We start from the raw sequence: 25044 nt of genomic DNA, 5'->3' as shown, positions 1-25044 counted from the left end.
TTGCCGTGTTGCCCGGCGTGTCGGGCGTGAGCCCTTGATCGCCGGTATGACACGGTGACCTCTTGTGCGACGCTGAGTGACTGCCTGTCACCCTGCGTAGCTGGCCTCCGTGCGATGCCGTGGCGCCGCCGGATCGAGTGCCTCCTGCGGCCCCCTCCCGAAGATCCCGGACACCACGTGGGAGTCCGGCCTCAGGGCTCGCCACAGTACTCCATTCGGGCCATGTGGGTGGACCGGCGCGCCGCCGAAGTTCTCGTCAAGCATGGGAGTTCAGCTACCCACTTGGCCGCGATATGCCCATGATGCGTGTCCTGCTTCACAGAATCGCCTGAAGTGGAACCATTTACTTCGCCCAATTGTCCTTTCCTGTTGCATGGTGGGAGAGATGTCAATCAAGGGCTGGGAATGGTGCAGAAGCCGGAAACTGACATAGAACCCAAGGAAAGGCGTATAGATCTGAACGTGCCGCAGGTGGCGGGGAGTGCCGTGGCAGCGATCGCGGCAGCCGTGGCGGCCTCGCAACTGGGCGTGTACGGAACGATCCTCGGAGCCGGAGTGATGAGCGTCGTCGCCACCTGTGGCGGCTCCGTCTTCCAGCACTTCTTCCGCCGCACGGGCGAGCAGATCCGTGAAGTCACGGTATATACGCGGGAGGCGCGGGACACCCGTGGGGCGCGCGAGGCGTATGGACCGGGGAGCGGGCGACGGTTGTCCGACGGATCCGTGGACGCCACGACGGTGCTCCGTACAGTGACGGCCGGTCCGGACCGTACGCAACTGTTGGAGCCGCTCACCGACAACGGGACCCGGCTGCTCGCGTCGTATCCGGCAGCCCTGGACGAGGAGTTCACCGCGTCCACCACCCATGGCACCCGGATCCGCGGCTGGAGGCGGCCCGCGCTCGGCGCGGTGGCGGTCTTCGCCGTCTCGATGGCCGGCATCACCACGTACGAGCTGATCTCCGGCAACGATCTGAGCGGTGGTCAGGGAACGACCGTCGGCTCTGTCGTGCGCGGTGGGGCCCAGGGCCCGGGGCACGAGGACCCGGCGCCTTCGGTCAGCGGCGACCCGGGTCAAGGGCGGACGCCGGGTCAGGAGAGCGGTGGGACGCCGGGCACGGACTCGCAGGACGGGCAGAGCAGGAGCCCGGACACGGGACAGGAGGACCGTCCCACGGCCGAACCGACGCCCACCCCCTCGCCCTCGAGCCCGGGTGGCGAAGGGACGGCTCCGGCCCCCACTCCCACCCCGACGGCGAGCGGTGACGGCAGCAGCGCCGCCCCGGACCCCACCGGCGCGGGCGTCGACCCGGGGCAGGAGGCCCCCGCCACGACCGGCACGGACACCGGTCGGTGACCGAGCCGGTCGTGGTCAGTCGCCCAGGACCCGGCGCAGATAGTCGTTGCCGAACAGCCGGTCCGGGTCGAGCCGGTCGCGTACGGCGGTGAACTCGCCGAACCGCGGATACACCCCGGCCAGGTACTCGGCATCGCGGGTGTTGACCTTGCCCCAGTGCGGGCGGCCGTCGTGGGCGGTCATGATGTGCTCGACCGCGGTGAAGTACGCCTGGTAGGGCGTGCCCTTGTAGAGATGGACGGCGATGTACGCCGTCTCCCGGCCCGAGGCCGTGGAGAGCGCGATGTCGTCCGCGGGGGCCGTGCGGACCTCCACCGGGAAGCTGATCCGCAGCGGTGAACGGTCGACCATCGCCTTCAGTTCACGCAGCGCCTCGACGGCGGCCTCGCGCGGAAGGGCGTACTCCATCTCCACGAAGCGGACCCGGCGCGGGCTGGTGAAGACCTTGTACGGGATGTCGGTGTACGTACGGGCCGAAAGGGCGCGGCTGGAGAGCTTGGCGATCGACGGGATGGCTGCGGGGACCGCCCGGCCGAGCGAACAGGCCACCTGGAAGATCCCGTTGGAGAGAAGCTCGTCCTCGATCCAGCCGCTGACCTTGCCGGGCGGAGCGGCGGGGCCCGCGCTGCGGTTGTTGCGCTTGGTGTTGCAGTTGCCGGTGTGCGGGAACCAGTAGAACTCGAAGTGTTCGTTCTCGGCGACCAGCTGATCGAAGTCGGCTGCGACCTGGTCGAAGGCCATCGGCTCCTCACGGGCCGTCAGCAGGAAGACCGGCTCCACGCCGAATGTGATCGCCGTGATGACACCGAGGGCGCCGAGCCCGATCCGGGCGACGGCGAAGATGTCGGCGTTCTCCTTCTCGGAGCAGGTCAGCACCGTGCCGTCCGCCGTGACCAGTTCCAGGGCGCGGATCTGGGCCGATATGGACGCCGAGTCGCGGCCGGTGCCATGGGTGCCGGTCGAGGTGGCCCCGGCGACCGTCTGCTCCATGATGTCGCCCATGTTGGTGAGCGACAGGCCCTCCCGGCCGAGCACGGCGTTCAGCCGCTTCAGCGGGGTGCCTGCCTCGACGGTCACCGTCATCGCCTTGCGGTCGATCTCCCGGATGCCGGTGAGCAGATCGGGGCGGATCAGGAGGCCGTCGGTGGCCGCGGTCGCGGTGAACGAATGGCCGGTGCCGACCGGCTTCACCTTCAGACCGTCGTCGGAGGCCCTTCGCAGTGCCTGCACCAGCTCGTCGACTGATGCGGGGGAGGCGGTCCGCGCCGGACGGGCGGTGACATTGCCCGCCCAGTTACGCCACGCGCTCGTCGTCGTCCGTGCGTAGGTGTCGGTCATCTTCCCCGCGCCTCCCCGTAGGAACCGGCTCGGCCAGCCGGCGATACCCCAGGAACGCCACCGCGGCCGCGAGCGCTCCCGCCACGACGGGCACCACGTACCCCGCGGCAGCCCCGGACGCGTCGACCACCCAGCCTGCGGCCGAGGAGCCGAGCGCCACACCGACGGCGAGCCCGGTACCGGTCCAGGTCATGCCCTCGGTCAGCTTGGCGCGTGGTACGTGCTGTTCGACGAGGGCCATGGTGGTCACCATCGTCGGTGCGATGGCGAGGCCCGCGACAAAGAGCGCCACGGCCAGAAACGGCAGGTTCCCGGCCAGTTGGAGGGGGATCATACTCACGGCCATCGCACAGACCCCCACCAGCCACCTGGTGGCCGGCTTTCCCTTGAGGCTCAGCAGCCCGAAGACGGCTCCGGCGAGACAGGACCCCAGCGCGTACACGGCCAGCACCAGGCTCGCCGCGGCCTTGTGGCCGTGGTCCTCGGCGAAGGCCACCGTCACCACATCGACCGCTCCGAAGATGGCGCCGGTCGCCACGAAGGTGGCCACGAGCACCTGAAGACCGCGGGAGCGCAGCGCCGAGCCGCTGCTGTGCTGCTCGCGAGGGTGCGGCATCGGCTCCGTGGCGCGCTGGGCAGTCAGCCAGAAGACGCCGACGAGCAGGAAACCGGCGGCCAGCAGCGGACCCGCCTCGGGGAACCAGGCGGTGGACAGGCCGATCGAGACGATCGGCCCGAAGATGAAGCACACCTCGTCGACGATCGACTCCCACGAGTACGCGGTGTGCAGCTGCTGCGGCGAACCGTGGTAGATCTCCGCCCAGCGGGCCCGGGTCATCGCACCCACGCTGGGGACGCAGCCGGCGCCCGCCGCGAAGACGAAGAGCGTCCAGTCCGGCAGCCGCTGCTGCGCGCAGATCAGAAGTCCGGCCACCGCCGCCATCGCGACCAGGGTGACGGGGCGCAGGACGCGCCGCTGCCCGTGCCGGTCGACGAGCCGGGACACCTGCGGGCCGAGCACCGCGGCCGACATCGCCAGCGTCGCGGAGAGCGCGCCCGCGAGCCCGTATCGGCCGGTGATCTGGGACACCATGGTCACCACGCCGATGCCCATCATGGACAGCGGCATCCGGCCGAAGAAGCCGGCCGCCGAGAACCCCTTGGTGCCGGGGGCGGCGAATATCGCGCGGTAGGGACTGGGCAAGCGGGGCTCCGGTACAGCGAGGTCATGCGCGGGTGTAATGCGTGAAGGTGGACACCACAGCTTACGGGTGGCCAACTGCGCAGGACACCGCGGCGGGTGCCCGACGGGCGCGCCGGTGGACGTCGGTCGACGCGCTGTCACAGGCGGGTGGCAGGATCGTTCCCATGTCCGATCTGTGCGCTCCCACTCCCTACGACGCCCTGCTGCTGCTCTCCTTCGGCGGACCCGAAGGTCCGGACGACGTGGTCCCGTTCCTGGCGAACGTGACACGCGGCCGCGGCATCCCCGAGGAGCGGCTCAAGGAGGTCGGCAAGCACTACTTCCTGTTCGGCGGCGTCAGCCCGATCAACGCCCAGAACAGGGCCCTGCTGGACGCCCTGCGCAAGGACTTCGCGGAACACGGACTCGATCTGCCGGTGTACTGGGGCAACCGCAACTGGGCCCCGTATCTCACCGACACCCTGCGCGAGATGGTCGCCGACGGGCACCGCCGCATCGCCGTCCTCGCCACCAGCGCCTACGCCTCGTACTCCGGGTGCCGTCAGTACCGCGAGAACCTCGCCGAGTCGCTGGCCGCCCTGGAGGCCGAAGGGCTGCCGGTGCCACGCGTCGACAAGCTCCGGCACTACTTCAACCACCCGGGCTTCGTACGGCCCATGGTGGACGGCGTCCTGAAGTCGCTGGCCGATCTCCCCGAGGACGTCAGGGCCGGGGCCCACCTCGCCTTCACCACGCACTCCATCCCCACCTCCGCCGCCGACACCTCCGGCCCCGAGGAGACGCACGGTGACGGTGGCGCCTATGTGGCCGAGCATCTCGACGTCGCACGGCTGATCGTCGATGCGGTCCGCGAGGAGACGGGTACCGACCACCCGTGGCGGCTCGTCTACCAGTCGCGCAGCGGTGCCCCGCACATTCCGTGGCTGGAGCCCGACATCTGCGACCACCTGGAGACGCTCCACGGGGAGGGCGTGCCCGCCGTGGTGATGGCCCCCATCGGCTTCGTCTCGGACCACATGGAAGTCCTGTACGACCTCGACACCGAGGCCACCGCGAAGGCCGCCGAGCTCGGCCTGCCGGTCCGCCGGTCCGCGACGGTCGGCGCCGACCCGCGGTTCGCCGCGGCCGTGCGCGAGCTGGTGCTGGAGCGCGCCGCCACCGAGCAGGGACGCCCGGTGGAGCGGTGCGCGCTCGGGGCGCTCGGCCCGAGCCACGACCTCTGTCCCGTCGGCTGCTGCCCGGCCCGTGCCCTGAAGCCCGCTGCCGCGGGCGCCGACAGTCCCTACGCCTAGGAGCGCTGCACCGCTGTGACCCCTGTGTCTTCTGTGACCGACCCCGTCCTGTCCGAACTGCTCGACCTCGCACAGGAGGCCGCCCGGCGCGCCGGTGCGCTGCTGCGCGACGGCCGCCCCGCCGATCTGGGCGTGGCTGCGACGAAGTCCAGCCCCATCGATGTCGTCACCGAGATGGACATCGCCGCCGAGAAGCTGATCACCGGTTTCCTCGCGGAGCACCGTCCCCAGGACGGCTTCCTCGGTGAGGAGGGCGCCAGTTCCGCGGGCAGCAGCGGCATCCGCTGGGTCATCGACCCGCTCGACGGCACGGTGAACTACCTCTACGGACTGCCGACATGGGCCGTCTCGATCGCCGCCGAGCGGGACGGCGAGCGGGTCGTGGGGGTGGTGGAGGCCCCGATGCGCGGCGAGACGTACCTCGCGGTCCTCGGCGGCGGTGCGTACGCAAACGGCGGGGCGTACGGCGAGGGTGCCGCGCTGCGCAGCCGGCCCGCGCCACCGCTCGATCAGGCGCTGGTCTCCACCGGCTTCAACTACGTCACCGACGTCCGTAGGCACCAGGCGGATGTCGTCCAGCAGCTGATCCCGAAGCTGCGCGACATCCGGCGCGGCGGCTCGGCCGCCATCGATCTCTGCGACGTCGCCGCCGGCCGGCTGGACGGCTACTACGAGCGCGGGCTCCACCCCTGGGACCTCGCGGCCGGTGACCTGATCGCCCGGGAGGCGGGCGCTCGCACCGGCGGGCGGCCCGGGCTGGCCGCCGACGGCGAGCTGACACTTGCCGCCACGCCGGGCGTCTTCGAGCCCCTGCAGGCACTGCTGGAGGAGCTGGGCGCCTGGCACGACTGACGGCACCGCCGGTAAAGCCCCTGGTGCGGGCTGTGGCGGACGTTCACGGACGGCACAGGGCCCCCGGCGTCGCCAGCGACGCCGGGGGCCCTGTGCCGTCGGCTCAGACGGCCGTGACTCCGATTTCGACGCCGTGCTCGGCGGCCAGGCGGTGCAGGTCGTCCAGTTCTCCCTGCTCGACGTCCGCGAGGAAGTCGTCGCCCGTCTCACGAGCACGGGTGAGGTCGGACTCGGTGGTCCTGATTCGTTGCAGCAGACCGGCGGTGAAAGCGTCCATAGTGCGCCCCCTCATCGTGGGTCGGTGGCACGGGGGTGTGCCCGGGTTTCCCTCCGCCGAGGGCGGTAGGGCGGGTGATCACGCAATCTCCGGGGGACGGAGCGGCCGTGGAGTGCCACATACATGGCGTGATCGCGGGTGTGAATTCGTCTTCCCCAGCCCCGGGCTCAGAGAAACCTCAACTGGCCCGGAAATCCGGTGAATTCCCTGAAGCCGCAGGTCGTGCCGCGCCGCCTTACCGCCGGTTTATACGCGTTGCGGGCAGGATGGTGCCGCACAGACAGTGCTGCTGAGCGGCCCGGATCACGGTCCGTGTGCTCATTCGGACATTCTGAAGTTTCAAAGGAAGGACAGCGCCGTGCGCGTACTCGTCGTGGAGGACGAGCAGCTGCTCGCCGATGCGGTGGCCACCGGACTGCGCCGGGAGGCCATGGCCGTCGACGTCGTGTACGACGGTGCGGCCGCCCTGGAACGCATCGAGGTCAACGACTACGACGTGGTGGTGCTGGACCGGGACCTCCCCCTGGTGCACGGCGACGACGTCTGCCGTCGCATCGTCGAGCTGGGCATGCCGACCCGGGTGCTCATGCTCACCGCATCCGGGGACGTCAGCGACCGGGTGGAGGGCCTGGAGCTCGGCGCCGACGACTATCTGCCCAAGCCGTTCGCCTTCAGCGAGCTGACCGCGCGGGTTCGGGCCCTCGGACGCCGTACGACGGTCGCGCTGCCGCCCGTCCTGGAACGCGCCGGCATCAAGCTGGACCCCAACCGCCGCGAGGTCTTCCGCGACGAGCACGAGATCCAGCTCGCGCCGAAGGAGTTCGCCGTGCTGGAGGTGCTCATGCGCAGCGAGGGAGCGGTCGTCTCGGCGGAGCAGCTGCTGGAGAAGGCTTGGGACGAGAACACCGACCCGTTCACCAACGTCGTGCGGGTGACGGTCATGACGCTGCGCCGCAAACTCGGAGAGCCGCCGGTGATCGTCACCGTGCCCGGCTCCGGCTACCGGATCTGACGGCCGGTGTCCGCCGCCCCGGCGCCACCCACGGCGCCCCCGAAGCCCACCTGGGACCCCAAACAGCTGGAGCGCCCGTACCCCTGGCTGCGCCCGACCATCCGGATACGGCTCACCCTCCTGTACGGCGGGATGTTCCTGATCGCCGGCATCCTGCTGCTCTCGATCATCTACATGCTGGCCGCACAGGCCCTGCACGTGGGCAGCGAGCTGCCGTTCAAGATCGTGAGCGGCCAGGTGTCCAGCGACGTGTGCAACCTGTCCGGTGAGGGATCGTCGCCGAGCGCTGTCAACGCGGCCATGAACTCGTGCGTCAACCATCAGCGGCAGCAGGCGCTCGACACGCTCCTGAACCGCTCGCTGCTGGCCCTTGTCGGCCTGAGCGTCATCGCCTTCGCCTTCGGCTACGCCATGGCGGGGCGGGTGCTCTCCCCGCTGGGCCGGATCACCAGGACCGCCCGACAGGTCGCCGGTACGGACCTGTCCCGGCGGATCGAGCTGGACGGTCCGGACGACGAGCTCAAGGAGCTCGCCGACACCTTCGACGACATGCTCGACCGGCTGGAACGGGCCTTCACCGCACAGCAGCGGTTCGTCGGGAACGCCTCGCACGAGCTGCGCACCCCGCTCGCGATCAATCGCACGCTGCTGGAGGTCCACCTCTCCGACCCGCAGGCGCCGCCGGAGCTCCAGCAGCTCGGCAAGACCCTGCTGGCCACCAACGAGCGCAGCGAGCAGCTGGTCGAGGGCCTGCTGCTGCTCGCCCGGAGCGACAACCAGATCATCGAGCGCAAACCGGTCGACCTGGCCGAGGTCGCCTCCCGTGCGCTCGACCAGACGCGCGGCGAGGCCGAGGAGAAGGGGGTGGAGTTCCGCGGCGAGATCGTGCCCGCCGTCGTGCAGGGCAACGGTGTGCTGCTGGAGCGGATCGCGCTGAACCTCGTGCAGAACGCCGTGCGCTACAACGTCCCGGAGGAGGGCTGGGTGGAGGTCACCACCGAGCTGCAGCCGGGTCAGGCGGTGCTGGTGGTCTCGAACACCGGCCCGGTGGTGCCGGCGTACGAGATCGACAACCTCTTCGAGCCCTTCAGACGGCTCCGTACGGAGCGAACGGGCAGCGACAAGGGGGTCGGGCTCGGCCTGTCGATCGCGCGGTCCGTGGCGCGCGCTCATGGCGGCCGTATCATCGCGGAGCCCCGCGAGGGTGGTGGTCTCGTGATGCGCGTCACCCTGCCGGTCTGAGAGGCTGGTCCGAGCGATTCGCACACAGATCGACCTGTTCGCTTTGGGCGGAATTTTCGGGACCCGTGCCCGGAAGGGCCGTGTGTGATCGATCACAGGAGCGAATTTCGGGCCATCCACGCTCCGTGATCAGGCCTCCCACCAAAAATCCGGCAAAAGTCGGGGTTTTCGGGGGGCGATATCACGGGAAGTACACGGGGTGGCGCCCGTGAAGCACTGCGTTCGGACCGTGTACGGTCCCCTTCGCCACCCAAGCCGATCGCTCTCGAGAGGTCCGCTCGGGTGTCGATTGAGTAACAGACCTTGATGTGAGGCAAAATCTCCGCCTCGGGTCGGGCACAAGTCCGGCCTCTCACGCGTTACGTGCGCTGAGACACCGCAGACACCCAGAGGGGGAGTGCGACAAATGGCAACGGATTACGACACCCCACGCAAGACCGATGACGACGTCGACCAGGACAGCCTTGAAGAGCTCAAGGCACGCCGGAGCGACAAGACGGCGTCCGCCGTCGACGTCGACGAGTTCGACGCGGCCGAAGGACTGGAGCTGCCCGGCGCAGACCTGTCCAATGAAGAGCTCGCTGTAAGGGTTCTGCCCAAGCAGGCCGATGAGTTCACGTGCATGAGCTGCTTCCTCGTGCACCACCGGAGTCAGCTGGCTCGTGAGAAGAACGGCCAGCCGATCTGCCGCGACTGCGACTAGGTTCGGTCGGCCGTGGCAGGCGACACACCGTTCCGGAAACGGCGCTTGTGGCGTAAGAGGTCGTCGGAGGCGTATCAGGGCGGTACAGGCCCGGTGGAAGGCGTAGCAGCGCCTGCCGTGCGGTCCGCCCTGCCACCCTCTCCGGGCGAGGCTGACGACGAGCGGGGCCGCTGGGCCTCGCTCGAAGCGGTGGAAGCCGCCATCGCGGCAGAGGTGGCACGAGCAGGACGAGTAGCAGCACCAGCAGTCGACGCGGCCGATGGGGCCGAGCAGCAGGTCGACAGGACGGAGCCCGTGACCGGGGCAGGCCGTCTGCAATCAGTGAAACGGGGCGTCCGCAAGGGCGGGGAGAGCGCCAGGGCGGCGATCGGTCATATCGCCGACCGGATCATCGAAACGGCTCCCCGCGTCCCTGTGCGCGACCTTGCCACCCTGCGCAGGCAGTTCCCGGGACTCGGTCCCGAGGAGCTCGCCGACAAACTCGTCGCAGGCGCGAGCAAGGGCACGGCCACCGTGGGCGCCGGTATCGGCGCGGCGGCCATGATGCCCGTGCCGCCGGCCATGCTCGCCGAGCTGGCCGCGGAGATCACCGGCGTGGCCGCGATCGAGATGAAGCTCGTGGCCGAACTGCACGAGGTCTACGGTCAGCGCCCGCCGGGCGGCCTCACCCAGCGCAGCACCGCGTACCTCACCTCCTGGACGGAGGAGCGCGGCATCGACACCAGCCACCCCACGACGATCAATGCGGCGCTGGGCGGCCAGATGAGGCGGGAGCTGCGTCAGCAGATCATGAAGCGCATGGCGCGCGATCTGCCGAACCTGATCCCGTTCATGGTCGGCGCCGCCGTCGGCGCGATGATGAACCGCCGCGACACGAAGAAGCTTGCCGCGCAGGTCAGGAAGGACCTGCGCAAGGGCCAGGTCCCCTGGGACCGGCTTGCGGAGCAGCCGCCGCTGGAGCGGCCCCGGAAGCTGTACAAGAACCTCCCGAAGGAGATCGAGGGCTGACCCCTCCCGTGCCCCGTCGGCCGCCGCCGGCCGCGCGTCCTACGCCCGTACCGCCGTGAGCGCCGCCACCAGGGCCTGCGGCTCCCGGGTCGACAGATAGACGTACGGGGTCGGGTCCTGCGGGTCCGTGACCTCTACCCGTACCGCCGTGGGGATGTAGCTGCGCAGCAGCATGAACGCGCGGGTGTCCGCCTTGTACGAGCGCCACGCGCGCGCCTCCTCGGCGTCCAGCGCCTCGGCCGTGCCGAGCGCCGACACGGGGATCCGGGCGTCGCCCGCGACCAGAGCGCCCGCCACCACCCGGATCCGGGCGGAGCCGTACGAGCTGACCGCGAGCGAGGCCAGGGCCGTGCCGCCGACCAGGCCGCCCAGCAGCGGCAGGGTGCCGAGCGGCAGCAGGATCAGGGCGCAGGCGACACCGATCAGGAAGGCGATGAGCCACCACGAACGGGGCGCGGTCAGACGTTCGTCGAAAGGCGGGGCGGAAGGCTGCATGAACCCAAGCTTGGCACGGTGCGACCTGCGGGTACCCGCGCGGGTAAGGTCTGCGCCTGTGAGTGGAACATCTGCGGCTCTGAAGCCACCGGCCGACGCGGTGAAACCGGTCCGGCACCCCGACGCCCCGGCACCCGGCGAGCTCCTCGGCTCGCACTACGAACACTGTTTCGGCTGCGGCGGGGGGCAGGCGCACGGCCTGCACCTCCAGGCGCGGGCCGGCGAGGGTGTGAGTGTCACCGCCGAGTTCACCGTGAAGCCCGCCCACCAGGGCGCTCCGGGACTGGCGCACGGCGGCGTACTGGCCACCGCGCTGGACGAGACGCTCGGCTCGCTGAACTGGCTCCTGCGGGTGATCGCGGTGACCGGGCGGCTGGAGACCGACTTCGTGCGGCCCGTGCCGGTGGACACCGTGCTGCACCTGGACGCCGAGATCACCGCCGTGCACGGCCGGAAGATCTACTCCCGCGCGACCGGCAGGATCGGCGGCCCTGACGGGCCTGTCGCGGTCCTCGCCGAGGCCCTCTTCATCGAGGTCAAGGTGGACCACTTCATCGAGAACGGCCGCCCGGCCGAGATCCAGGCCGCCATGGCCGACCCGGACCAGGCCAAGCGTGTCCGAGCCTTCGAGGTGAACCCGTGATGCGCCATCCCGTCGACGTACTGATTCGCCGGGTCGATCCGGAGGTGCCGATTCCGGCATATGGGCACCCGGGCGACGCAGGGGCCGACCTGGTGACCACCGAGGCCGCCGAACTCGCCCCCGGGGAACGGGTGGTACTGCCCACCGGCGTGTCGATCGCCCTGCCCGACGGGTACGCCGCGTTCGTGCACCCGCGGTCCGGCCTCGCAGCACGCTGCGGAGTCGCCCTCGTGAATGCCCCGGGGACGGTTGATGCCGGGTACCGTGGAGAGATCAAGGTGATCGTCATCAATCTCGACCCGCGCGAGACAGTACGGTTCGAGCGGTTCGACCGGATTGCCCAACTGGTCGTCCAGCAGGTCGAGAAGGTGCGCTTCCACGAGGTGTCGGAACTGCCCGGCTCGACCCGGGGCGAGGGTGGTTTCGGATCCACCGGCGGGCATGCCACCGGTGATGATGTTGATGGCGTCAGGGGCGGGATCACCCAGGGCGGGAACAGCTACGCTTCGGTCGTACCCGACCGGGAAGGACAGTGACGTGTTCGGACGTCGCAAGAAGAGTGGTTCCGCCGAGGATGTGGCGGACGAAGCGCGCGAGGCCGAGCAGGTCGTCGACGAGCTCGATGACACCGACGCCACCGAGAGCGGTGCGCGCCGGGTGAATCTCCCGCCGGCGCCGCGGCCGGACGGACCGTGGGACATCGACGAGGTCTCCCAGCCCGGCGAGGGCCGGGTCGACCTGGGCGGCATCTTTGTCCCCGGGGTCGAGGGCATGGAGCTGCGCGTCGAGGTCGCCGGAGACGCGATCGTCGCCGCCACCGTTGTGCTGCGCGACAGCGCGATCCAGCTGCAGGCCTTCGCCGCCCCCAAGAAAGAGGGCATCTGGGGCGAGGTCCGCGAGGAGATCGCCACCGGCATCACCAAGCAGGGCGGGATCATCGACGAGGTCGAGGGCCCGCTGGGCTGGGAGCTGCGGGCGCAGGTCCCCGTACAGCTTCCGGACGGGACGAACGGCGTGCAGCTGGTGCGCTTCGTCGGCGTCGACGGGCCCCGTTGGTTCCTGCGCGGAGTGATCTCCGGCCAGGGAGCCGTGCAGCCGGAGGCCGCCGGGCTGCTGGAGACGATCTTCCGGGACACCGTGGTCGTCCGTGGCGAGGGTCCGATGGCGCCGCGCGACCCGATCGTCCTCAAGCTTCCCAACGACGCCCAGATGGTGCCCGAGGGCGTCCAGCAGGAGGACCAGGAGGGCTCGAAGTTCTCCGGTGGCATGGGTCAGCTCCAGCGCGGACCCGAGATCACCGAGGTGCGCTGAGCCGCCGACCGCGGCTCGAAACAGCTCAGGCCGGTGGGCCGTACTTCCCTTGGTGGGAGGTGCGGCCCACCGGCCTTCTGCGTGCCCGCGCGGCGCGCGTACCGGCGCGTATATGGGGCGCGTATGAGGCACGTATGGGCGCCGTCAAGGGCGCGTCCCTCCCCGTAAGAAAGGCATCAACGCAGGCCGCAGGGGCTTCGGACAGGGGTTTGCTCAGGAGGTCCGAAAATCCGTCCTCATCTAGGAGCACACGGTGGCCGACATGGCCTTCGTCGTCACCACGATCGCGGTCTTCGCGCTGGTGGCTCTTGTTGCCAAGGGGGTGGCGAAGCTGTGACTGCCGAGAACATTGTCGGTCTGATCGTGGCCGTCGCTCTGCTGGGCTATCTCGTCCTCGCCCTTCTGTACCCGGAGAGGTTCTGAGCCCGATATGAGCCCCGTCCTCGCTGGTGTGCTCCAGCTGCTCGCGCTCGTGGTGGCGCTGGGTCTGGCGTATCGCCCCCTCGGTGACTACATGGCCGCCGTCTACTCCTCGAAGAAGCATCTGCGTGTCGAGAAGTGGATCTACAAGTCCATCGGCGCGAATCCTGATACGGAGATGCGCTGGCCGGCTTATCTGCGTGGTGTCCTGGCGTTCTCCGCCGTGAGCGTTGTTTTCCTTTATCTGCTGCAGCGGTTGCAGGGTGGTCTGCCCGGCTCGCTCGGCTTCGCTTCGATCGACCCGGACCAGGCGTTCAACACGGCGGCGTCGTTCGTATCGAATACCAACTGGCAGTCGTATTACGGCGAGCAGGCCATGGGGCATGTTGTCCAGACCGGTGGTCTGGCGGTGCAGAACTTCGTCTCGGCGGCCGTGGGTATTGCTGTCGCGGTGGCGCTGGTGAGGGGTTTCGCCCGCTCGCGTACCGGTGAGCTGGGCAATTTCTGGTCCGACCTGGTGCGCGGCACCGTACGGATCCTGCTGCCGCTCTCGGTGGTCGGCGCGATTGCCCTGGTTGCGTGCGGCGCGATTCAGAACTTTTCCGGTATCCACGGGGTCGGTCAGTTCATGGGCGGCTCGCAGCAGTGGAACGGCGGCGCGGTCGCTTCCCAGGAGGCGATCAAGGAGCTGGGTACCAACGGTGGTGGTTACTTCAACGCCAACTCGGCCCACCCGTTCGAGAATCCCAGCGGGTTCTCCAACCTTCTCGAGATCTTCCTGCTCCTGGTCATCCCGTTCGCGCTGACCCGCACCTTCGGCCGGATGGTCGGTTCCCTCAAGCAGGGGTACGCGATCCTCGCCACGATGGGTGTGATCTGGCTCGGTTTCACCGCGTTGATGATGTGGACCGAGTTCTCCCACCACGGTCCCGCGTTCGATATTGCGGGCGGGGCGATGGAGGGCAAGGAGACCCGCTTCGGGGTCGGCGGCTCGTCGATCTTCGCGGTGGCCACCACGCTGACCTCGACCGGTGCGGTGAACTCGTTCCATTCCTCGTTCACCGGTTTCGGCGGCGGTATCACGATGCTGGGGATGCAGCTGGGCGAGATCGCTCCCGGTGGTACCGGTTCCGGTCTCTACGGCATGCTGATCATGGCGATCATCGCGGTGTTCATCGCGGGTCTGATGGTCGGCCGCACCCCCGAGTATCTGGGCAAGAAGATCGGCACGCGTGAGATCAAGCTTGCAGCCTGCTACATCCTGATCACTCCGGCGCTGGTGCTCTGCTTCACTGCCGCGGCGATGGCGCTGCCCACCCCGGTCCACTCGATGACCAACTCCGGTGCGCACGGTTTCTCCGAGATCTTGTATGCCTATACCTCGGGTGCGAACAACAACGGTTCGGCGTTCGCGGGCCTGAACGCGGACACGCAGTGGTTCAACACCACGATCGGGCTCGCGATGCTGCTGGGCCGGTTTTTGCCCATGGTGTTCGTCCTGGCGCTGGCCGGCTCGCTCGCCGAGCAGAAGCCCGTCCCGGCGACCGTCGGCACGCTGGGCACGCACAAGCCGCTCTTCACCGCACTGCTGGTCGGCACGATCCTGATCGTCACCGGTCTGACGTTCTTCCCGGCGCTGGCACTGGGGCCGCTGGCCGAGGGGCTGGCGTCATGACCACGAATCTGAAGCAAGAGGACTCGATGTCCACTGTCACCAACGACCGGGCACCGCACCAGTACGCGCCTACCGGTCACTCGCCCGAAGGGCGCGTCGGCGCCGGGCTGTTCGACCCCAAGCAGCTGCTCAAGTCGTTCCCCGACGCGGTACGCAAGCTTGACCCGCGGGTGATGGTCAAGTCGCCGGTGATGTTCGTGGTGCTGGTCGGTTCGGTGGTCACCACCGTGCTGGCCGCCGTGGACCCGACCGACTGGTTCGGCTGGGCGATCGCCGCGTGGCTCTGGCTCACCACGATCTTCGCCAACCTGGCGGAGGCGGTCGCCGAGGGCCGTGGCAAGGCCCAGGCCGACACGCTGCGCAAGGCCAAGACCGACACGGTCGCCCGCCGCCTGTCCAAGGACGGCAGGACTGAGGAGCGGGTGCCCGGCACCGATCTGCGTATCGGTGACCTGGTGGTCTGCGAGGCGGGTGACATCGTCCCCGGCGACGGTGACGTCGTCGAGGGTGTCGCCAGCGTCGACGAGTCGGCCATCACGGGGGAGTCGGCGCCGGTCATCCGGGAGTCGGGTGGCGACCGCAGCGCGGTCACCGGTGGTACGAAGGTGCTCTCCGACCGCATCGTCATCAAGATCACGACCAAGCCCGGTGAGACGTTCATCGACCGGATGATCGCCCTGGTCGAGGGCGCTGCCCGGCAGAAGACGCCGAACGAGATCGCGCTGAACATCCTGCTGGCGTCCCTCACCATCGTCTTCCTGCTCGCGGTCGTCACTCTGCAGCCGTTCGCGATCTACGCGGGTGCCAAGCAGTCGATGATCGTGCTGACCGCGCTGCTGGTGTGCCTGATCCCGACCACGATCGGTGCGCTGCTCTCCGCGATCGGTATCGCGGGCATGGACCGCCTCGTCCAGCGCAATGTCCTTGCGATGTCGGGACGTGCCGTCGAGGCCGCCGGTGACGTCTCGACGCTGCTGCTCGACAAGACCGGCACGATCACGCTCGGCAACCGGCAGGCCGCCGAGTTCGTCCCGGTCAAGGGCACGACGGAGGCCGAGCTGGCGGACGCCGCCCAGCTCTCCTCGCTCGCCGACGAGACGCCCGAGGGCCGTTCCGTCGTCGTCCTGGCGAAGGAGAAGTACGGGCTGCGAGAGCGCCACCAGGGCGAGCTCGTCGGGGCCGAGTGGGTCGGCTTCACCGCACAGACCCGCATGAGCGGGGTGGACGTCGAGGGACGCAGGATCCGCAAGGGTGCGACCGGCTCGGTCGTCGCCTGGGTCGAGGAGCGGGGCGGCACCGTCTCACCGGACGCCCGCACGCTCACCGACCGGATCTCACAGGCGGGCGGTACACCGCTGCTCGTCGCGGTCGACGACGAGCGGGGCGCCCGGATCCTCGGCGTCATCCATCTCAAGGACGTCGTCAAGGAAGGCATGCGGGAGCGGTTCGACGAGCTGCGCCGGATGGGCATCCGTACGGTGATGATCACCGGCGACAACCCGCTGACCGCGAAGGCCATCGCCGAGGAGGCGGGGGTCGACGACTTCCTCGCCGAGGCCACGCCCGAGGACAAGATGGCCCTCATCAAGCGTGAGCAGGCGGGCGGCAAGCTCGTCGCGATGACCGGTGACGGTACGAACGACGCGCCCGCGCTGGCCCAGGCGGACGTCGGCGTGGCCATGAACACCGGCACCTCGGCCGCCAAGGAGGCCGGGAACATGGTGGACCTGGACTCCAACCCGACCAAGCTCATCGAGATCGTCGAGATCGGCAAGCAGTTGCTGATCACCCGCGGTGCGCTGACCACCTTCTCGATCGCCAACGACGTCGCGAAGTACTTCGCGATCATCCCGGCGATGTTCGCGGTGGTCTACCCGGGCCTGGACAAGCTGAACATCATGCAGCTGTCCTCGCCGCAGTCCGCGATCCTCTCCGCAGTCATCTTCAACGCGCTGATCATCATCGCGCTGGTGCCGCTCGCCCTGAAGGGCGTGCGCTACCGGCCGACCAGCGCCGACAAGATGCTCCGCCGCAACATCGGGATCTACGGCCTCGGCGGCCTGGTCGCCCCGTTCATCGGCATCAAGATCATCGACCTGCTCATCTCCCTCATTCCTGGAATCGGCTGATCGCGCCATGACCTCCATGAACAACTCCGCAGGAAACACCGTTCGGCTGCTCTGGGCCGGGCTGCGCGCCCTGCTCGTCCTCACGATCGTCTGCGGCGTGATCTACCCGCTCGCCGTCACCGGTGTCGCCCAGGGCATCTTCCCGGACAAGGCCAACGGTTCCGAGATCACGGCGAACGGCAAGGTCGTCGGCTCCGAGATCATCGGCCAGGCGTACAACCTGCCGAAGAAAGACCCGAACGACGCGGAGGAGGCGGCCCGTCCAGACCTGAAATGGTTCCAGCCGCGTCCCTCCAACGGGCTGGGCAGCAACAGCGTCAACCCCCAGTACAAGCTGATCCTGTCCGGCGCGACCAACCGGTCCGGCGACAACAAGGACCTGATCGACTGGGTCACCGCCGCCAAGGCCGCCGTCGTCAAGGACAACTCCACGGCGACGTACAAGGTGGAGCCCTCGGACGTGCCGGCCGACGCCGTCACCTCCTCCGGCTCCGGTCTCGACCCGGACATCTCCCCGCAGTACGCACAGCTCCAGGTGCGTCGCGTCGCCGAGCGGAACCACCTCGGCGTCGACCAGGTGGAGAAGCTGGTGGAGCAGCACACCGACGGCCGGACCCTCGGTTTCGTGGGGGAGCCGCGGGTCAACGTCCTGCAGCTCAACATCGCACTCAAGGAGCTGGTGAACGGAGGTTGATCCTCCGCCGACGGATGTGCCGGGCCGCCGTGGTCATGCTGTACGGATCACGGCGGCCCGACGCCGTGCCCGCCAGGAGGGCCTCGGCCATTGCCCGGCCGTGTGCCTCATGCACATACTGGCGGCCGACGGGAACCGACCACGCACGGGGGAGCGCATGACCGACAGCACCGGCGGAAAGAGCACAGGCGGGCAGGGCGGCACGGCGGTCGCCGAGGACCCGGCCCGCGGGCCGATGGTCCGCATCGAGGACCTGCACCGTTCGTACGGAACCGGCGCGGGCGCCGTCCACGCGCTGCGCGGGATCTCCTTCGACGTGCCGCGCGGCGAACTCGTGGCACTCAAGGGGCGCTCGGGCTCCGGCAAGACAACCCTGCTGAACCTGGTCGGCGGCCTCGACAGCCCCGACCGCGGCCGGATCACCGTCGACGGCACGGACCTCTCCGAGCTCGGCGAGGACGGGCTGCTGGAACTACGCCGGGACCGGATCGGCTTCATCTTCCAGTCGTTCGGCCTGATCCCGATCCTCACCGCCGCGGAGAACGTCGGCGTACCGATGCGGCTGTGCAAGGCGGATCCGCGCGAGCGGGAGGACCGGGTGGCGTTGCTGCTCTCCCTGGTCGGGCTCGGCGACCACGGTGCGCAGCGGCCCGGGGAGCTCTCCGGCGGTCAGCAGCAGCGCGTCGCGATCGCCCGCGCGCTCGCCAACCGGCCCGCGCTGCTGATCGCGGACGAGCCGACGGGACAACTCGACGCGGAGACCGGGCTCGCCGTGATGGAGCTGTTGCGGGCGGTGGTACGGAGCGAGGGGGTGACCGCGTTGGTGGCGACGCACGATGCGCAGCTGCTGGGGCTGGCGGACCGGGTGCTGGAGCTGAGCGACGGACTTGTCGCCGAGCACGCGTAGGGGGCGGGGCAAGGGGTGCCAGGGTCCGCCCCGGGCACCTTTTGTCTGCCCGTCGGCGCATCAGAATTCTGTCAATTCGGTCTTCTGTCCGACCTTGCGTCCCCTTTGTCGTAAATATTCGAGGTAGCTTCGAGAGCGGCTGCCGCATCGGCCGCAGTCGCTCATCTGAAAGACAATGGGGCCATGGCACGCGGCAAGCTTCGGATCTACCTGGGTGCGGCACCGGGCGTCGGCAAGACGTACGCGATGCTCTCCGAGGCCCACCGCCGGGTGGAGCGGGGCACCGACTGCGTCGTCGGGTTCGTGGAACACCACGACAGGCCGCGCACCGAGGTGATGTTGCACGGCCTGGAGCAGGTCCCGCGCCGCGTGATCGACTACCGGGACACCGTCTTCACCGAGATGGACGTCGACGCGGTCCTGGACCGTGCCCCGGCCGTAGCCCTGGTGGACGAACTGGCCCACACCAATGTGCCGGGCTCCCGCAACGCCAAGCGCTGGCAGGACGTCGAGGAGCTCCTCCAGGCGGGGATCGATGTCGTCTCCACCGTCAACATCCAGCACCTGGAGTCGCTCGGCGACGTCGTCGAGTCGATAACCGGCGTGCGGCAGCGTGAGACCGTCCCCGACGAGGTCGTCCGCCGGGCGGACCAGATCGAACTGGTCGACATGTCGCCCCAGGCGCTGCGCCGCCGGATGGCCCACGGCAACATCTACAAGCCGGACCGGATCGACGCGTCCCTGTCCAACTACTTCCGCCCGGGCAACCTCACCGCACTGCGCGAGCTCGCCCTGCTCTGGGTCGCCGACCGGGTCGACGAGTACCTCCAGCAGTACCGCGGCGAACACAACATCAGCACCACCTGGCAGGCCCGCGAACGCATCGTCGTCGGACTCACCGGCGGACCCGAGGGCCGTACGCTCATCCGCCGCGCGTCCCGGATGGCCGCCAAGGGCTCCGGCGGCGAGATCCTCGCCGTCTACATCGCCCGCAGCGACGGACTGACCTCCGCGTCGCCCAAGGAACTCACCGCTCAGCGCACCCTCGTCGAGGACCTCGGCGGTACGTTCCACCATGTCATCGGCGACGACATACCCTCGGCACTCCTCGCGTTCGCCCGGGGTGTCAACGCCACCCAGATCGTGCTCGGCTCCAGCCGTCGCAAGGCCTGGCAGTACATCTACGGCCCCGGCGTCGGCGCGACCGTCGCCCGCGAGTCCGGCCCCGACCTCGACGTCCACATCGTCACGCACGACGAGGTCGCCAAGGGCCGTGGACTGCCGATCGCCCGCGGCGCCCGGCTCGGCCGCGCCCGGATCATCTGGGGCTGGTTGACCGGGGTCGGCGGTCCGGTCCTGCTCACGCTGCTCCTGACCAGCATGACGAATGGTCCGGGGCTCGCCAACGACGTTCTTCTCTTCCTCTTCTTGACGGTCGCCGCAGCCCTGCTCGGCGGGCTGCTGCCCGCCCTCGCGTCCGCGGCCGTCGGCTCGCTGCTGCTGAACTACTGGTTCACCCCGCCGACCCACACCCTGACGGTGCAGGACCCGAGGAACTTCGTCGCCATCGTGATCTTCTTCGCGGTCGCGGTGGCAGTGGCCTCCGTCGTCGACCTGGCGGCCCGCCGCACCCATCAGGCGGCCCGGCTGCGCGCCGAGTCCGAGATCCTCTCCTTCCTGGCCGGCAGCGTGCTGCGCGGCGAGACCACCCTGGACGCCCTGCTGGACCGGGTCCGCGAGACCTTCGCCATGGAATCCGTGGCGCTCCTGGAGCGGCGCAGCGACGTCGACCCGTGGACCTGTGCGGGCAGCGTCGGGCCTGCGCCCGTCTCCCGCCCCGAGGACGCCGATGTGGACATGCCCGTCGGCGACCACATGGCGCTCGCGCTCTCCGGCCGGGTGCTGCCCGCCGAGGACCGCCGGGTGCTCGGCGCGTTCGCCGCCCAGGCCGCCGTCGTACTCGACCGGCAGCGCCTGGTCGGGGAGGCGGAGGAAGCCCGGCGGCTCGCCGAAGGGAACCGGATAAGGACCGCGCTCCTCGCCGCTGTCAGCCACGATCTGCGGACCCCGCTGGCCGCCATCAAGGCCGCCGTCACCTCGCTGCGCTCCGACGACGTGGCCTGGTCGGAGGCGGATGAGGCGGAGCTCCTTGAAGGCATCGAGAACGGCGCGGACCGTCTCGATCATTTGGTCGGCAACCTCCTCGACATGTCGAGGCTGCAGACCGGCACCGTCACCCCGCTGATCCGCGAGATCGACCTCGATGAGGTGGTCCCGATGGCGCTCGGAGGCGTACCGGAGGGCAGCGTCGACCTGGACATCCCCGAGACGCTGCCGATGGTCGCCGTCGACCCGGGGTTGCTGGAGCGGGCCGTCGCGAACATCGTCGAGAACGCCGTCAAGTACAGCCCCGACGGGGAGCGCGTCACCGTGGCCGCCAGTGCGCTCGGCGCCCGGGTCGAGCTCCGGGTGGCCGACCGCGGCCCCGGCGTCCCCGACGAGGGCAAGGAGCGGATCTTCGAACCCTTCCAGCGCTACGGCGACGCCCCGCGCGGCGCCGGAGTCGGCCTGGGGCTCGCCGTCGCCCGCGGCTTCGTGGAGTCCATGGGCGGCACCCTCGACGCGGAGGACACCCCCGGTGGCGGCATGACCATGGTCCTGACGCTCACGGCGGTGTCCGGATACGTTCCGATCGGTACCGACCTGCCCGCGCAGGCCGTCTCGTGATCGCCGCAGTGATACCCGTACTGCTTCCCGCAGCAATTCCGTACAGCAGAAAGGCAGGTCCCCGATGACCCGGGTGCTTGTGGTCGACGACGAGCCGCAGATCGTACGCGCCCTCGTGATCAATCTGAAGGCTCGCAAGTACGAGGTGGACGCGGCGCCCGACGGTGCGACCGCCCTCCAGCTCGCCGCCGCGCGCCACCCCGATGTCGTCGTCCTCGACCTCGGACTGCCGGACATGGACGGCGTGGAGGTGATCAGGGGGCTGCGCGGCTGGACCAGGGTGCCGATCCTGGTGCTCTCCGCCCGCCATACCTCCGACGAGAAGGTCGAGGCGCTGGACGCAGGAGCCGACGACTACGTCACCAAGCCGTTCGGCATGGACGAGCTGCTGGCCCGGCTGCGCGCCTCGGTCCGGCGGGCCGAACCGGTCGGCCAGGACGGCGCCGACGACATCGTGATGGTCGAGACCGAGGGGTTCACCGTCGACCTGGCGGCGAAGAAGGTCCAGCGCGAGGGACGCGACGTGCGGCTCACCCCGACCGAGTGGCATCTGCTGGAGGTGCTGGTCCGCAACAGCGGCCGGCTGGTCAGCCAGAAGCAGCTGCTGCAGGAGGTGTGGGGGCCTTCGTACGGCACCGAGACCAACTACCTGCGGGTCTACATGGCCCAGCTCCGGCGCAAGCTGGAGGCGGACCCCTCGCACCCCCGGCACTTCGTCACCGAGCCGGGCATGGGTTACCGCTTCGAACGCGGCTGAGCACTGTGCGTGCGGCGGCCTGTCGTCAGCTTCGATCCGTCGTGAGTCGCCCGTCAGGGTGAGAGAACGGACACCTGCCCGGACCACCCTGGCCCGGTACCCTTCGGGTATGAGTGCTGTCCCTCGTTCCGAGAAGGCGGAGCGGCCGTCCGGCCGCTTCCGTCGGATGCTCGACCGGCTGTCCAGCTCCCAGCAAGACCTGGAATCGGAGGAGCTGCAGGAGGACTCGCAGGCATCGGGATGCACGCGGATCTCCGACTGCAACGACCGCCAGATCGTCAAGGTGACTGGTACCTTGCGGACCGTCACCCTGCGGCCGCGCGCCGGAGTGCCCGCCCTGGAAGCGGAGCTCTTCGACGGCACCGCCCCGCTGGACGTGGTCTGGCTGGGCAGGCGTTCCATCGTGGGCATAGAGCCGGGCCGTAAGCTCATCGCCTCCGGCCGGATCGCCATGAGTCACGGACGCCGGGTGCTGTTCAACCCCAAATACGAACTCCGACCGCTCGGCAAGGAGTAGCCGGTGACGTCTCTCGACAAGCCGACATCCGATACGGACCGCACCGACCAGCAGGAGGCCGACGCGAAGGCGGTTACCGAAGCCGCCCTCTTCGAGGCGTTCGGCGGCGTCCGCGGGATGGTGGAGACAGTCCTGCCCGGGCTGCTCTTCGTCACGATCTTCACCATCAACAAGGATCTGCACACGTCGGCCATCGCGGCCCTGGTCGTGTCCCTGGTCCTCGTCGCCGTACGGCTGATCCGCAAGGACACCGTCAAGCACGCCTTCAGCGGTGTCTTCGGCGTCGCCTTCGGTGTGGTCTTCGCGATGATGACGGGCAACGCCAAGGACTTCTACCTGCCCGGCATGATCTACACGCTGGGCCTGGCCCTCGCCTACATCGTCACGACGATCGCCGGGGTGCCGCTGATAGGGCTGATCCTCGGGCCGGTCTTCAAGGAGAACCTCTCCTGGCGCACCCGGAACCCCGGCCGCAAGAAGGCGTACGCCAAGGCCAGCTGGGCCTGGGGTCTGATACTGCTCGCCAAGTGCGCGATCCTCTTCCCGCTCTACTGGTGGGCCGACACCGCCCAGCTCGGCTGGGTCCTGGTCGCCCTGAAGATCCCGCCGTTCCTGCTCGCGGTGTACCTGACCTGGGTCTTCCTCGCCAAGGCGCCGCCGCCCATCGACGTCTTCGCCGAGATGGAGGCGGAGGAGCAGGCCGAGAAGGCCCGCAAGGAGGAAGCCGCCGCGGCTCGCAACACCGAGGCCTGACCGGCAGCGACAGCGAAGGGGCCCGGAACCGTGACATACGGTTCCGGGCCCCTTCGTCGTACGAGATGTCGTGCGGGACCACGTATCCGAGCCGAGGCCGGTCAGCCGGCCGGCCGTCCTCAGTCGTCGGTGACCTCGCGACGCACCGACAGCAGGTCCTCCAGCTGCTCCTCGCGCGCCTGGGCGGCCACGAACAGCAGCTCGTCACCGGCCTCCAGCGTCTCCTCCGAGCCCGGGGTCAGCACCCGCGTACCGCGGATGATGGTGACCAGCGAGGTGTCCTCGGGCCACGCCACATCGCCGACCTGGGTACCGGCCAGCGCCGACTCCGGGGGCAGCGTCAGCTCGACCAGGTTGGCGTCGCCGTGGCTGAAGCGCAGCAGCCGGACCAGATCGCCGACGCTCACCGCCTCCTCGACCAGCGCGGACATCAGACGCGGCGTGGAGACCGCGACATCGACGCCCCAGGACTCGTTGAACAGCCACTCGTTCTTCGGGTTGTTGACCCGGGCGACGACCCGCGGCACGCCGTACTCGGTCTTGGCGAGCAGCGAGACGACCAGGTTCACCTTGTCGTCGCCGGTCGCGGCGATCACGACGTTGCAGCGCTGGAGTGCCGCCTCGTCCAGCGAGGTGATCTCGCAGGCATCCGCGAGCAGCCACTCCGCCATGGGCACCCGCTCCACCGAAATGGCGGTCGGCGCCTTGTCCACGAGGAGCACCTCGTGGCCGTTCTCCAGCAGCTCGGCGGCGATGGAGCGGCCCACCGCGCCGGCCCCGGCAATCGCGACACGCATCAGTGACCGCCCTCCTCAGGACCCTCGGCGAAGGCCGCCTCGACCTTCGCGATCTCGTCCGTACGCATCATCACGTGGACGAGATCGCCCTCCTGCAGCACCGTCTGCGACGACGGAAGAATGGCTTCGCCCAATCGGGTGAGGAACGCCACGCGGACGCCCGTCTCCTCCTGCAGCGTGCTGATCTTGTGCCCGATCCAGGACGGGGTGGTGTGCACCTCGGCGAGCTGAACACCGCCGCTCGGGTCGCGCCACAGCGGCTCGGCGCCCGAGGGCAGCAGCCGCCGCAGCATCTGGTCCGCCGTCCAGCGCACGGTGGCGACCGTGGGGATGCCGAGGCGCTGGTAGACCTCGGCGCGCCGCGGGTCGTAGATCCGCGCCGCGACGTTCTCGATGCCGAACATCTCGCGGGCCACCCGGGCGGCGATGATGTTCGAGTTGTCGCCGCTGCTCACCGCGGCGAACGCGCCGGCCTCCTCGATACCCGCCTCGCGGAGGGTGTCCTGGTCGAAACCGACGCCGGTGACGCGCCGGCCACCGAACCCCGACCCGAGACGGCGGAACGCCGTGGGGTCCTGGTCGATCACGGCGACCGTGTGCCCCTGCTGCTCCAGGGTCTGCGCGAGAGCGGCTCCTACTCGCCCGCAGCCCATGATGACGATGTGCACCTTGCGCCTACCTCGCAGTCCTGGTCGTCCGGCTGACCTGCGAAAACACCCTGCTCACACTCTTTCCTCGGCTTGCCGGGCAAACAACGGGGCAACGTTTTCCGGCGTTGCCCGGGATGAGCTTATGCGGCCACCGACGCGTTGCCTCATTCGAGTGTGCTTTCGCCAGGGCCGTAGCTGCAAAGGTGCGGTAAAGGGAACAAGCGGGGAGGGGAGGTCCACTGGAACGCCACCGTCCGCTACACCCGTCACCGTGGCCAACCGGAA

Annotated in this window: 25 protein-coding genes; 19 read left to right on the top strand and 6 right to left on the bottom strand. The window is 69.3% G+C overall.

Annotated features, from left to right (window positions below):
* Nucleotides 1-405: 405 nt before the first annotated feature.
* Complete coding sequence (locus tag ACWCP8_RS23095; protein ID WP_451117842.1) at nucleotides 406-1356, top strand: hypothetical protein; 951 nt, start codon at nucleotides 406-408, stop codon at nucleotides 1354-1356.
* Between the two features lie 15 nt (nucleotides 1357-1371).
* On the opposite strand, the gene ACWCP8_RS23090 is transcribed toward ACWCP8_RS23095, so the two are convergent.
* Nucleotides 1372-2694, bottom strand: a complete 1323-nt coding sequence (locus ACWCP8_RS23090; protein WP_451117840.1) for a D-arabinono-1,4-lactone oxidase — start codon at nucleotides 2692-2694, stop codon at nucleotides 1372-1374.
* A complete protein-coding gene (locus tag ACWCP8_RS23085) occupies nucleotides 2651-3898 on the bottom strand; it encodes an MFS transporter (protein WP_382833273.1) in 1248 nt (415 codons plus the stop codon). The genes ACWCP8_RS23090 and ACWCP8_RS23085 overlap by 44 nt, the downstream gene beginning before the upstream one ends.
* A 164-nt stretch (nucleotides 3899-4062) precedes the next feature.
* On the opposite strand from ACWCP8_RS23085, the gene ACWCP8_RS23080 reads away from it, so the two are divergent.
* Nucleotides 4063-5190, top strand: coding sequence for a ferrochelatase (locus ACWCP8_RS23080; RefSeq protein WP_451117839.1), 1128 nt, complete (start codon nucleotides 4063-4065; stop codon nucleotides 5188-5190).
* A 33-nt stretch (nucleotides 5191-5223) separates the two neighbouring features.
* Nucleotides 5224-6042, top strand: coding sequence for an inositol monophosphatase family protein (locus ACWCP8_RS23075; protein ID WP_352267538.1), 819 nt, complete (start codon nucleotides 5224-5226; stop codon nucleotides 6040-6042).
* Between the two features lie 103 nt (nucleotides 6043-6145).
* On the opposite strand, the gene ACWCP8_RS23070 is transcribed toward ACWCP8_RS23075, so the two are convergent.
* Nucleotides 6146-6319 (bottom strand): hypothetical protein, encoded by a 174-nt coding sequence (locus ACWCP8_RS23070; protein WP_352267539.1) that lies wholly within the window; start codon nucleotides 6317-6319, stop codon nucleotides 6146-6148.
* A gap of 358 nt (nucleotides 6320-6677) precedes the next feature.
* On the opposite strand from ACWCP8_RS23070, the gene ACWCP8_RS23065 reads away from it, so the two are divergent.
* From ACWCP8_RS23065 to ACWCP8_RS23050, 4 genes are all read left to right on the top strand, one after another.
* Complete coding sequence (locus ACWCP8_RS23065; protein WP_030927249.1) at nucleotides 6678-7331, top strand: response regulator transcription factor; 654 nt, start codon at nucleotides 6678-6680, stop codon at nucleotides 7329-7331.
* 6 nt (nucleotides 7332-7337) lie between these two features.
* On the top strand, nucleotides 7338-8573 hold the full coding sequence (locus ACWCP8_RS23060) for a sensor histidine kinase (RefSeq protein WP_451117836.1): 1236 nt from the start codon (nucleotides 7338-7340) through the stop codon (nucleotides 8571-8573).
* 406 nt (nucleotides 8574-8979) lie between these two features.
* A complete protein-coding gene (locus ACWCP8_RS23055; RefSeq protein WP_003965732.1) occupies nucleotides 8980-9276 on the top strand; it encodes a DUF4193 domain-containing protein in 297 nt (98 codons plus the stop codon).
* A 12-nt stretch (nucleotides 9277-9288) separates the two neighbouring features.
* Nucleotides 9289-10284, top strand: a complete 996-nt coding sequence (locus tag ACWCP8_RS23050; RefSeq protein ID WP_352267540.1) for a hypothetical protein — start codon at nucleotides 9289-9291, stop codon at nucleotides 10282-10284.
* Nucleotides 10285-10323: 39 nt separating this feature from the next.
* On the opposite strand, the gene ACWCP8_RS23045 is transcribed toward ACWCP8_RS23050, so the two are convergent.
* The gene (locus ACWCP8_RS23045; RefSeq protein WP_352267541.1) at nucleotides 10324-10779 is read right to left on the bottom strand and encodes a DUF3093 domain-containing protein; all 456 of its coding nucleotides are present in this window, start codon (nucleotides 10777-10779) and stop codon (nucleotides 10324-10326) included.
* Between the two features lie 58 nt (nucleotides 10780-10837).
* Between ACWCP8_RS23045 and ACWCP8_RS23040 the strand changes: the two genes are divergently transcribed.
* The 12 genes from ACWCP8_RS23040 to ACWCP8_RS22985 all read left to right on the top strand — a co-directional run bounded on the left by ACWCP8_RS23040 (nucleotide 10838) and on the right by ACWCP8_RS22985 (nucleotide 23312).
* Nucleotides 10838-11422, top strand: coding sequence for a PaaI family thioesterase (locus ACWCP8_RS23040; protein WP_326606153.1), 585 nt, complete (start codon nucleotides 10838-10840; stop codon nucleotides 11420-11422).
* Entirely contained in the window at nucleotides 11422-11958 is a 537-nt protein-coding gene (gene dut, locus ACWCP8_RS23035) for a dUTP diphosphatase (protein WP_352267542.1), read from the top strand. The genes ACWCP8_RS23040 and dut overlap by 1 nt, the downstream gene beginning before the upstream one ends.
* Before the next feature lies 1 nt (nucleotide 11959).
* Nucleotides 11960-12733: a DUF3710 domain-containing protein gene (locus ACWCP8_RS23030; RefSeq protein WP_352267543.1), complete on the top strand. Its 774-nt coding sequence runs from the start codon at nucleotides 11960-11962 to the stop codon at nucleotides 12731-12733.
* Nucleotides 12734-13066: 333 nt separating this feature from the next.
* Nucleotides 13067-13156, top strand: coding sequence for a K(+)-transporting ATPase subunit F (gene kdpF / locus ACWCP8_RS23025; protein WP_037701211.1), 90 nt, complete (start codon nucleotides 13067-13069; stop codon nucleotides 13154-13156).
* A gap of 7 nt (nucleotides 13157-13163) precedes the next feature.
* On the top strand, nucleotides 13164-14828 hold the full coding sequence (gene kdpA / locus ACWCP8_RS23020; protein WP_352267544.1) for a potassium-transporting ATPase subunit KdpA: 1665 nt from the start codon (nucleotides 13164-13166) through the stop codon (nucleotides 14826-14828).
* A complete protein-coding gene (gene kdpB / locus ACWCP8_RS23015) occupies nucleotides 14825-16957 on the top strand; it encodes a potassium-transporting ATPase subunit KdpB (protein ID WP_451117832.1) in 2133 nt (710 codons plus the stop codon). The genes kdpA and kdpB overlap by 4 nt, the downstream gene beginning before the upstream one ends.
* A gap of 16 nt (nucleotides 16958-16973) precedes the next feature.
* A complete protein-coding gene (locus ACWCP8_RS23010) occupies nucleotides 16974-17651 on the top strand; it encodes a potassium-transporting ATPase subunit C (protein WP_451117830.1) in 678 nt (225 codons plus the stop codon).
* A gap of 157 nt (nucleotides 17652-17808) precedes the next feature.
* Entirely contained in the window at nucleotides 17809-18558 is a 750-nt protein-coding gene (locus ACWCP8_RS23005; protein WP_451117828.1) for an ABC transporter ATP-binding protein, read from the top strand.
* Nucleotides 18559-18741: 183 nt separating this feature from the next.
* Entirely contained in the window at nucleotides 18742-21285 is a 2544-nt protein-coding gene (locus ACWCP8_RS23000) for a sensor histidine kinase (RefSeq protein ID WP_352267549.1), read from the top strand.
* A 64-nt stretch (nucleotides 21286-21349) separates the two neighbouring features.
* Nucleotides 21350-22042, top strand: coding sequence for a response regulator (locus ACWCP8_RS22995; RefSeq protein ID WP_030980344.1), 693 nt, complete (start codon nucleotides 21350-21352; stop codon nucleotides 22040-22042).
* 109 nt (nucleotides 22043-22151) lie between these two features.
* Nucleotides 22152-22559: an OB-fold nucleic acid binding domain-containing protein gene (locus ACWCP8_RS22990; protein WP_078853134.1), complete on the top strand. Its 408-nt coding sequence runs from the start codon at nucleotides 22152-22154 to the stop codon at nucleotides 22557-22559.
* 3 nt (nucleotides 22560-22562) lie between these two features.
* Nucleotides 22563-23312 (top strand): DUF3159 domain-containing protein, encoded by a 750-nt coding sequence (locus tag ACWCP8_RS22985; protein ID WP_352267550.1) that lies wholly within the window; start codon nucleotides 22563-22565, stop codon nucleotides 23310-23312.
* A gap of 119 nt (nucleotides 23313-23431) precedes the next feature.
* Here ACWCP8_RS22985 and ACWCP8_RS22980 read toward each other — a convergent pair whose 3' ends face one another.
* Nucleotides 23432-24109, bottom strand: a complete 678-nt coding sequence (locus tag ACWCP8_RS22980) for a potassium channel family protein (RefSeq protein ID WP_267000875.1) — start codon at nucleotides 24107-24109, stop codon at nucleotides 23432-23434.
* The gene (locus tag ACWCP8_RS22975; protein ID WP_026242838.1) at nucleotides 24109-24777 is read right to left on the bottom strand and encodes a potassium channel family protein; all 669 of its coding nucleotides are present in this window, start codon (nucleotides 24775-24777) and stop codon (nucleotides 24109-24111) included. The genes ACWCP8_RS22980 and ACWCP8_RS22975 overlap by 1 nt, the downstream gene beginning before the upstream one ends.
* Nucleotides 24778-25044 lie beyond the last annotated feature (267 nt).

This window comes from Streptomyces sp. NPDC002206 (assembly GCF_053593595.1).
The sequence above is the reverse complement of the archived record's forward strand: the minus strand, read 5'-3'. Positions and strand labels throughout refer to the sequence as shown.

What these genes read in the sequence shown, in the direction of transcription:
- ACWCP8_RS23010 (WP_451117830.1), top strand. Translation starts at nt 16,974, where the DNA reads ATGAACAACTCCGCAGGAAACACCGTTCGGCTGCTCTGGGCCGGGCTG.
- ACWCP8_RS22990 (WP_078853134.1), top strand. Translation starts at nt 22,152, where the DNA reads ATGAGTGCTGTCCCTCGTTCCGAGAAGGCGGAGCGGCCGTCCGGCCGC.
- ACWCP8_RS22995 (WP_030980344.1), top strand. Translation starts at nt 21,350, where the DNA reads ATGACCCGGGTGCTTGTGGTCGACGACGAGCCGCAGATCGTACGCGCC.
- kdpB (WP_451117832.1), top strand. Translation starts at nt 14,825, where the DNA reads ATGACCACGAATCTGAAGCAAGAGGACTCGATGTCCACTGTCACCAAC.
- ACWCP8_RS23090 (WP_451117840.1), bottom strand. Translation starts at nt 2,694, where the DNA reads ATGACCGACACCTACGCACGGACGACGACGAGCGCGTGGCGTAACTGG.
- ACWCP8_RS22980 (WP_267000875.1), bottom strand. Translation starts at nt 24,109, where the DNA reads ATGCGTGTCGCGATTGCCGGGGCCGGCGCGGTGGGCCGCTCCATCGCC.
- ACWCP8_RS23095 (WP_451117842.1), top strand. Translation starts at nt 406, where the DNA reads ATGGTGCAGAAGCCGGAAACTGACATAGAACCCAAGGAAAGGCGTATA.
- ACWCP8_RS23000 (WP_352267549.1), top strand. Translation starts at nt 18,742, where the DNA reads ATGGCACGCGGCAAGCTTCGGATCTACCTGGGTGCGGCACCGGGCGTC.
- dut (WP_352267542.1), top strand. Translation starts at nt 11,422, where the DNA reads ATGCGCCATCCCGTCGACGTACTGATTCGCCGGGTCGATCCGGAGGTG.
- ACWCP8_RS23045 (WP_352267541.1), bottom strand. Translation starts at nt 10,779, where the DNA reads ATGCAGCCTTCCGCCCCGCCTTTCGACGAACGTCTGACCGCGCCCCGT.
- ACWCP8_RS23070 (WP_352267539.1), bottom strand. Translation starts at nt 6,319, where the DNA reads ATGGACGCTTTCACCGCCGGTCTGCTGCAACGAATCAGGACCACCGAG.
- kdpA (WP_352267544.1), top strand. Translation starts at nt 13,164, where the DNA reads ATGAGCCCCGTCCTCGCTGGTGTGCTCCAGCTGCTCGCGCTCGTGGTG.
- ACWCP8_RS23080 (WP_451117839.1), top strand. Translation starts at nt 4,063, where the DNA reads ATGTCCGATCTGTGCGCTCCCACTCCCTACGACGCCCTGCTGCTGCTC.
- ACWCP8_RS23055 (WP_003965732.1), top strand. Translation starts at nt 8,980, where the DNA reads ATGGCAACGGATTACGACACCCCACGCAAGACCGATGACGACGTCGAC.
- ACWCP8_RS23005 (WP_451117828.1), top strand. Translation starts at nt 17,809, where the DNA reads ATGACCGACAGCACCGGCGGAAAGAGCACAGGCGGGCAGGGCGGCACG.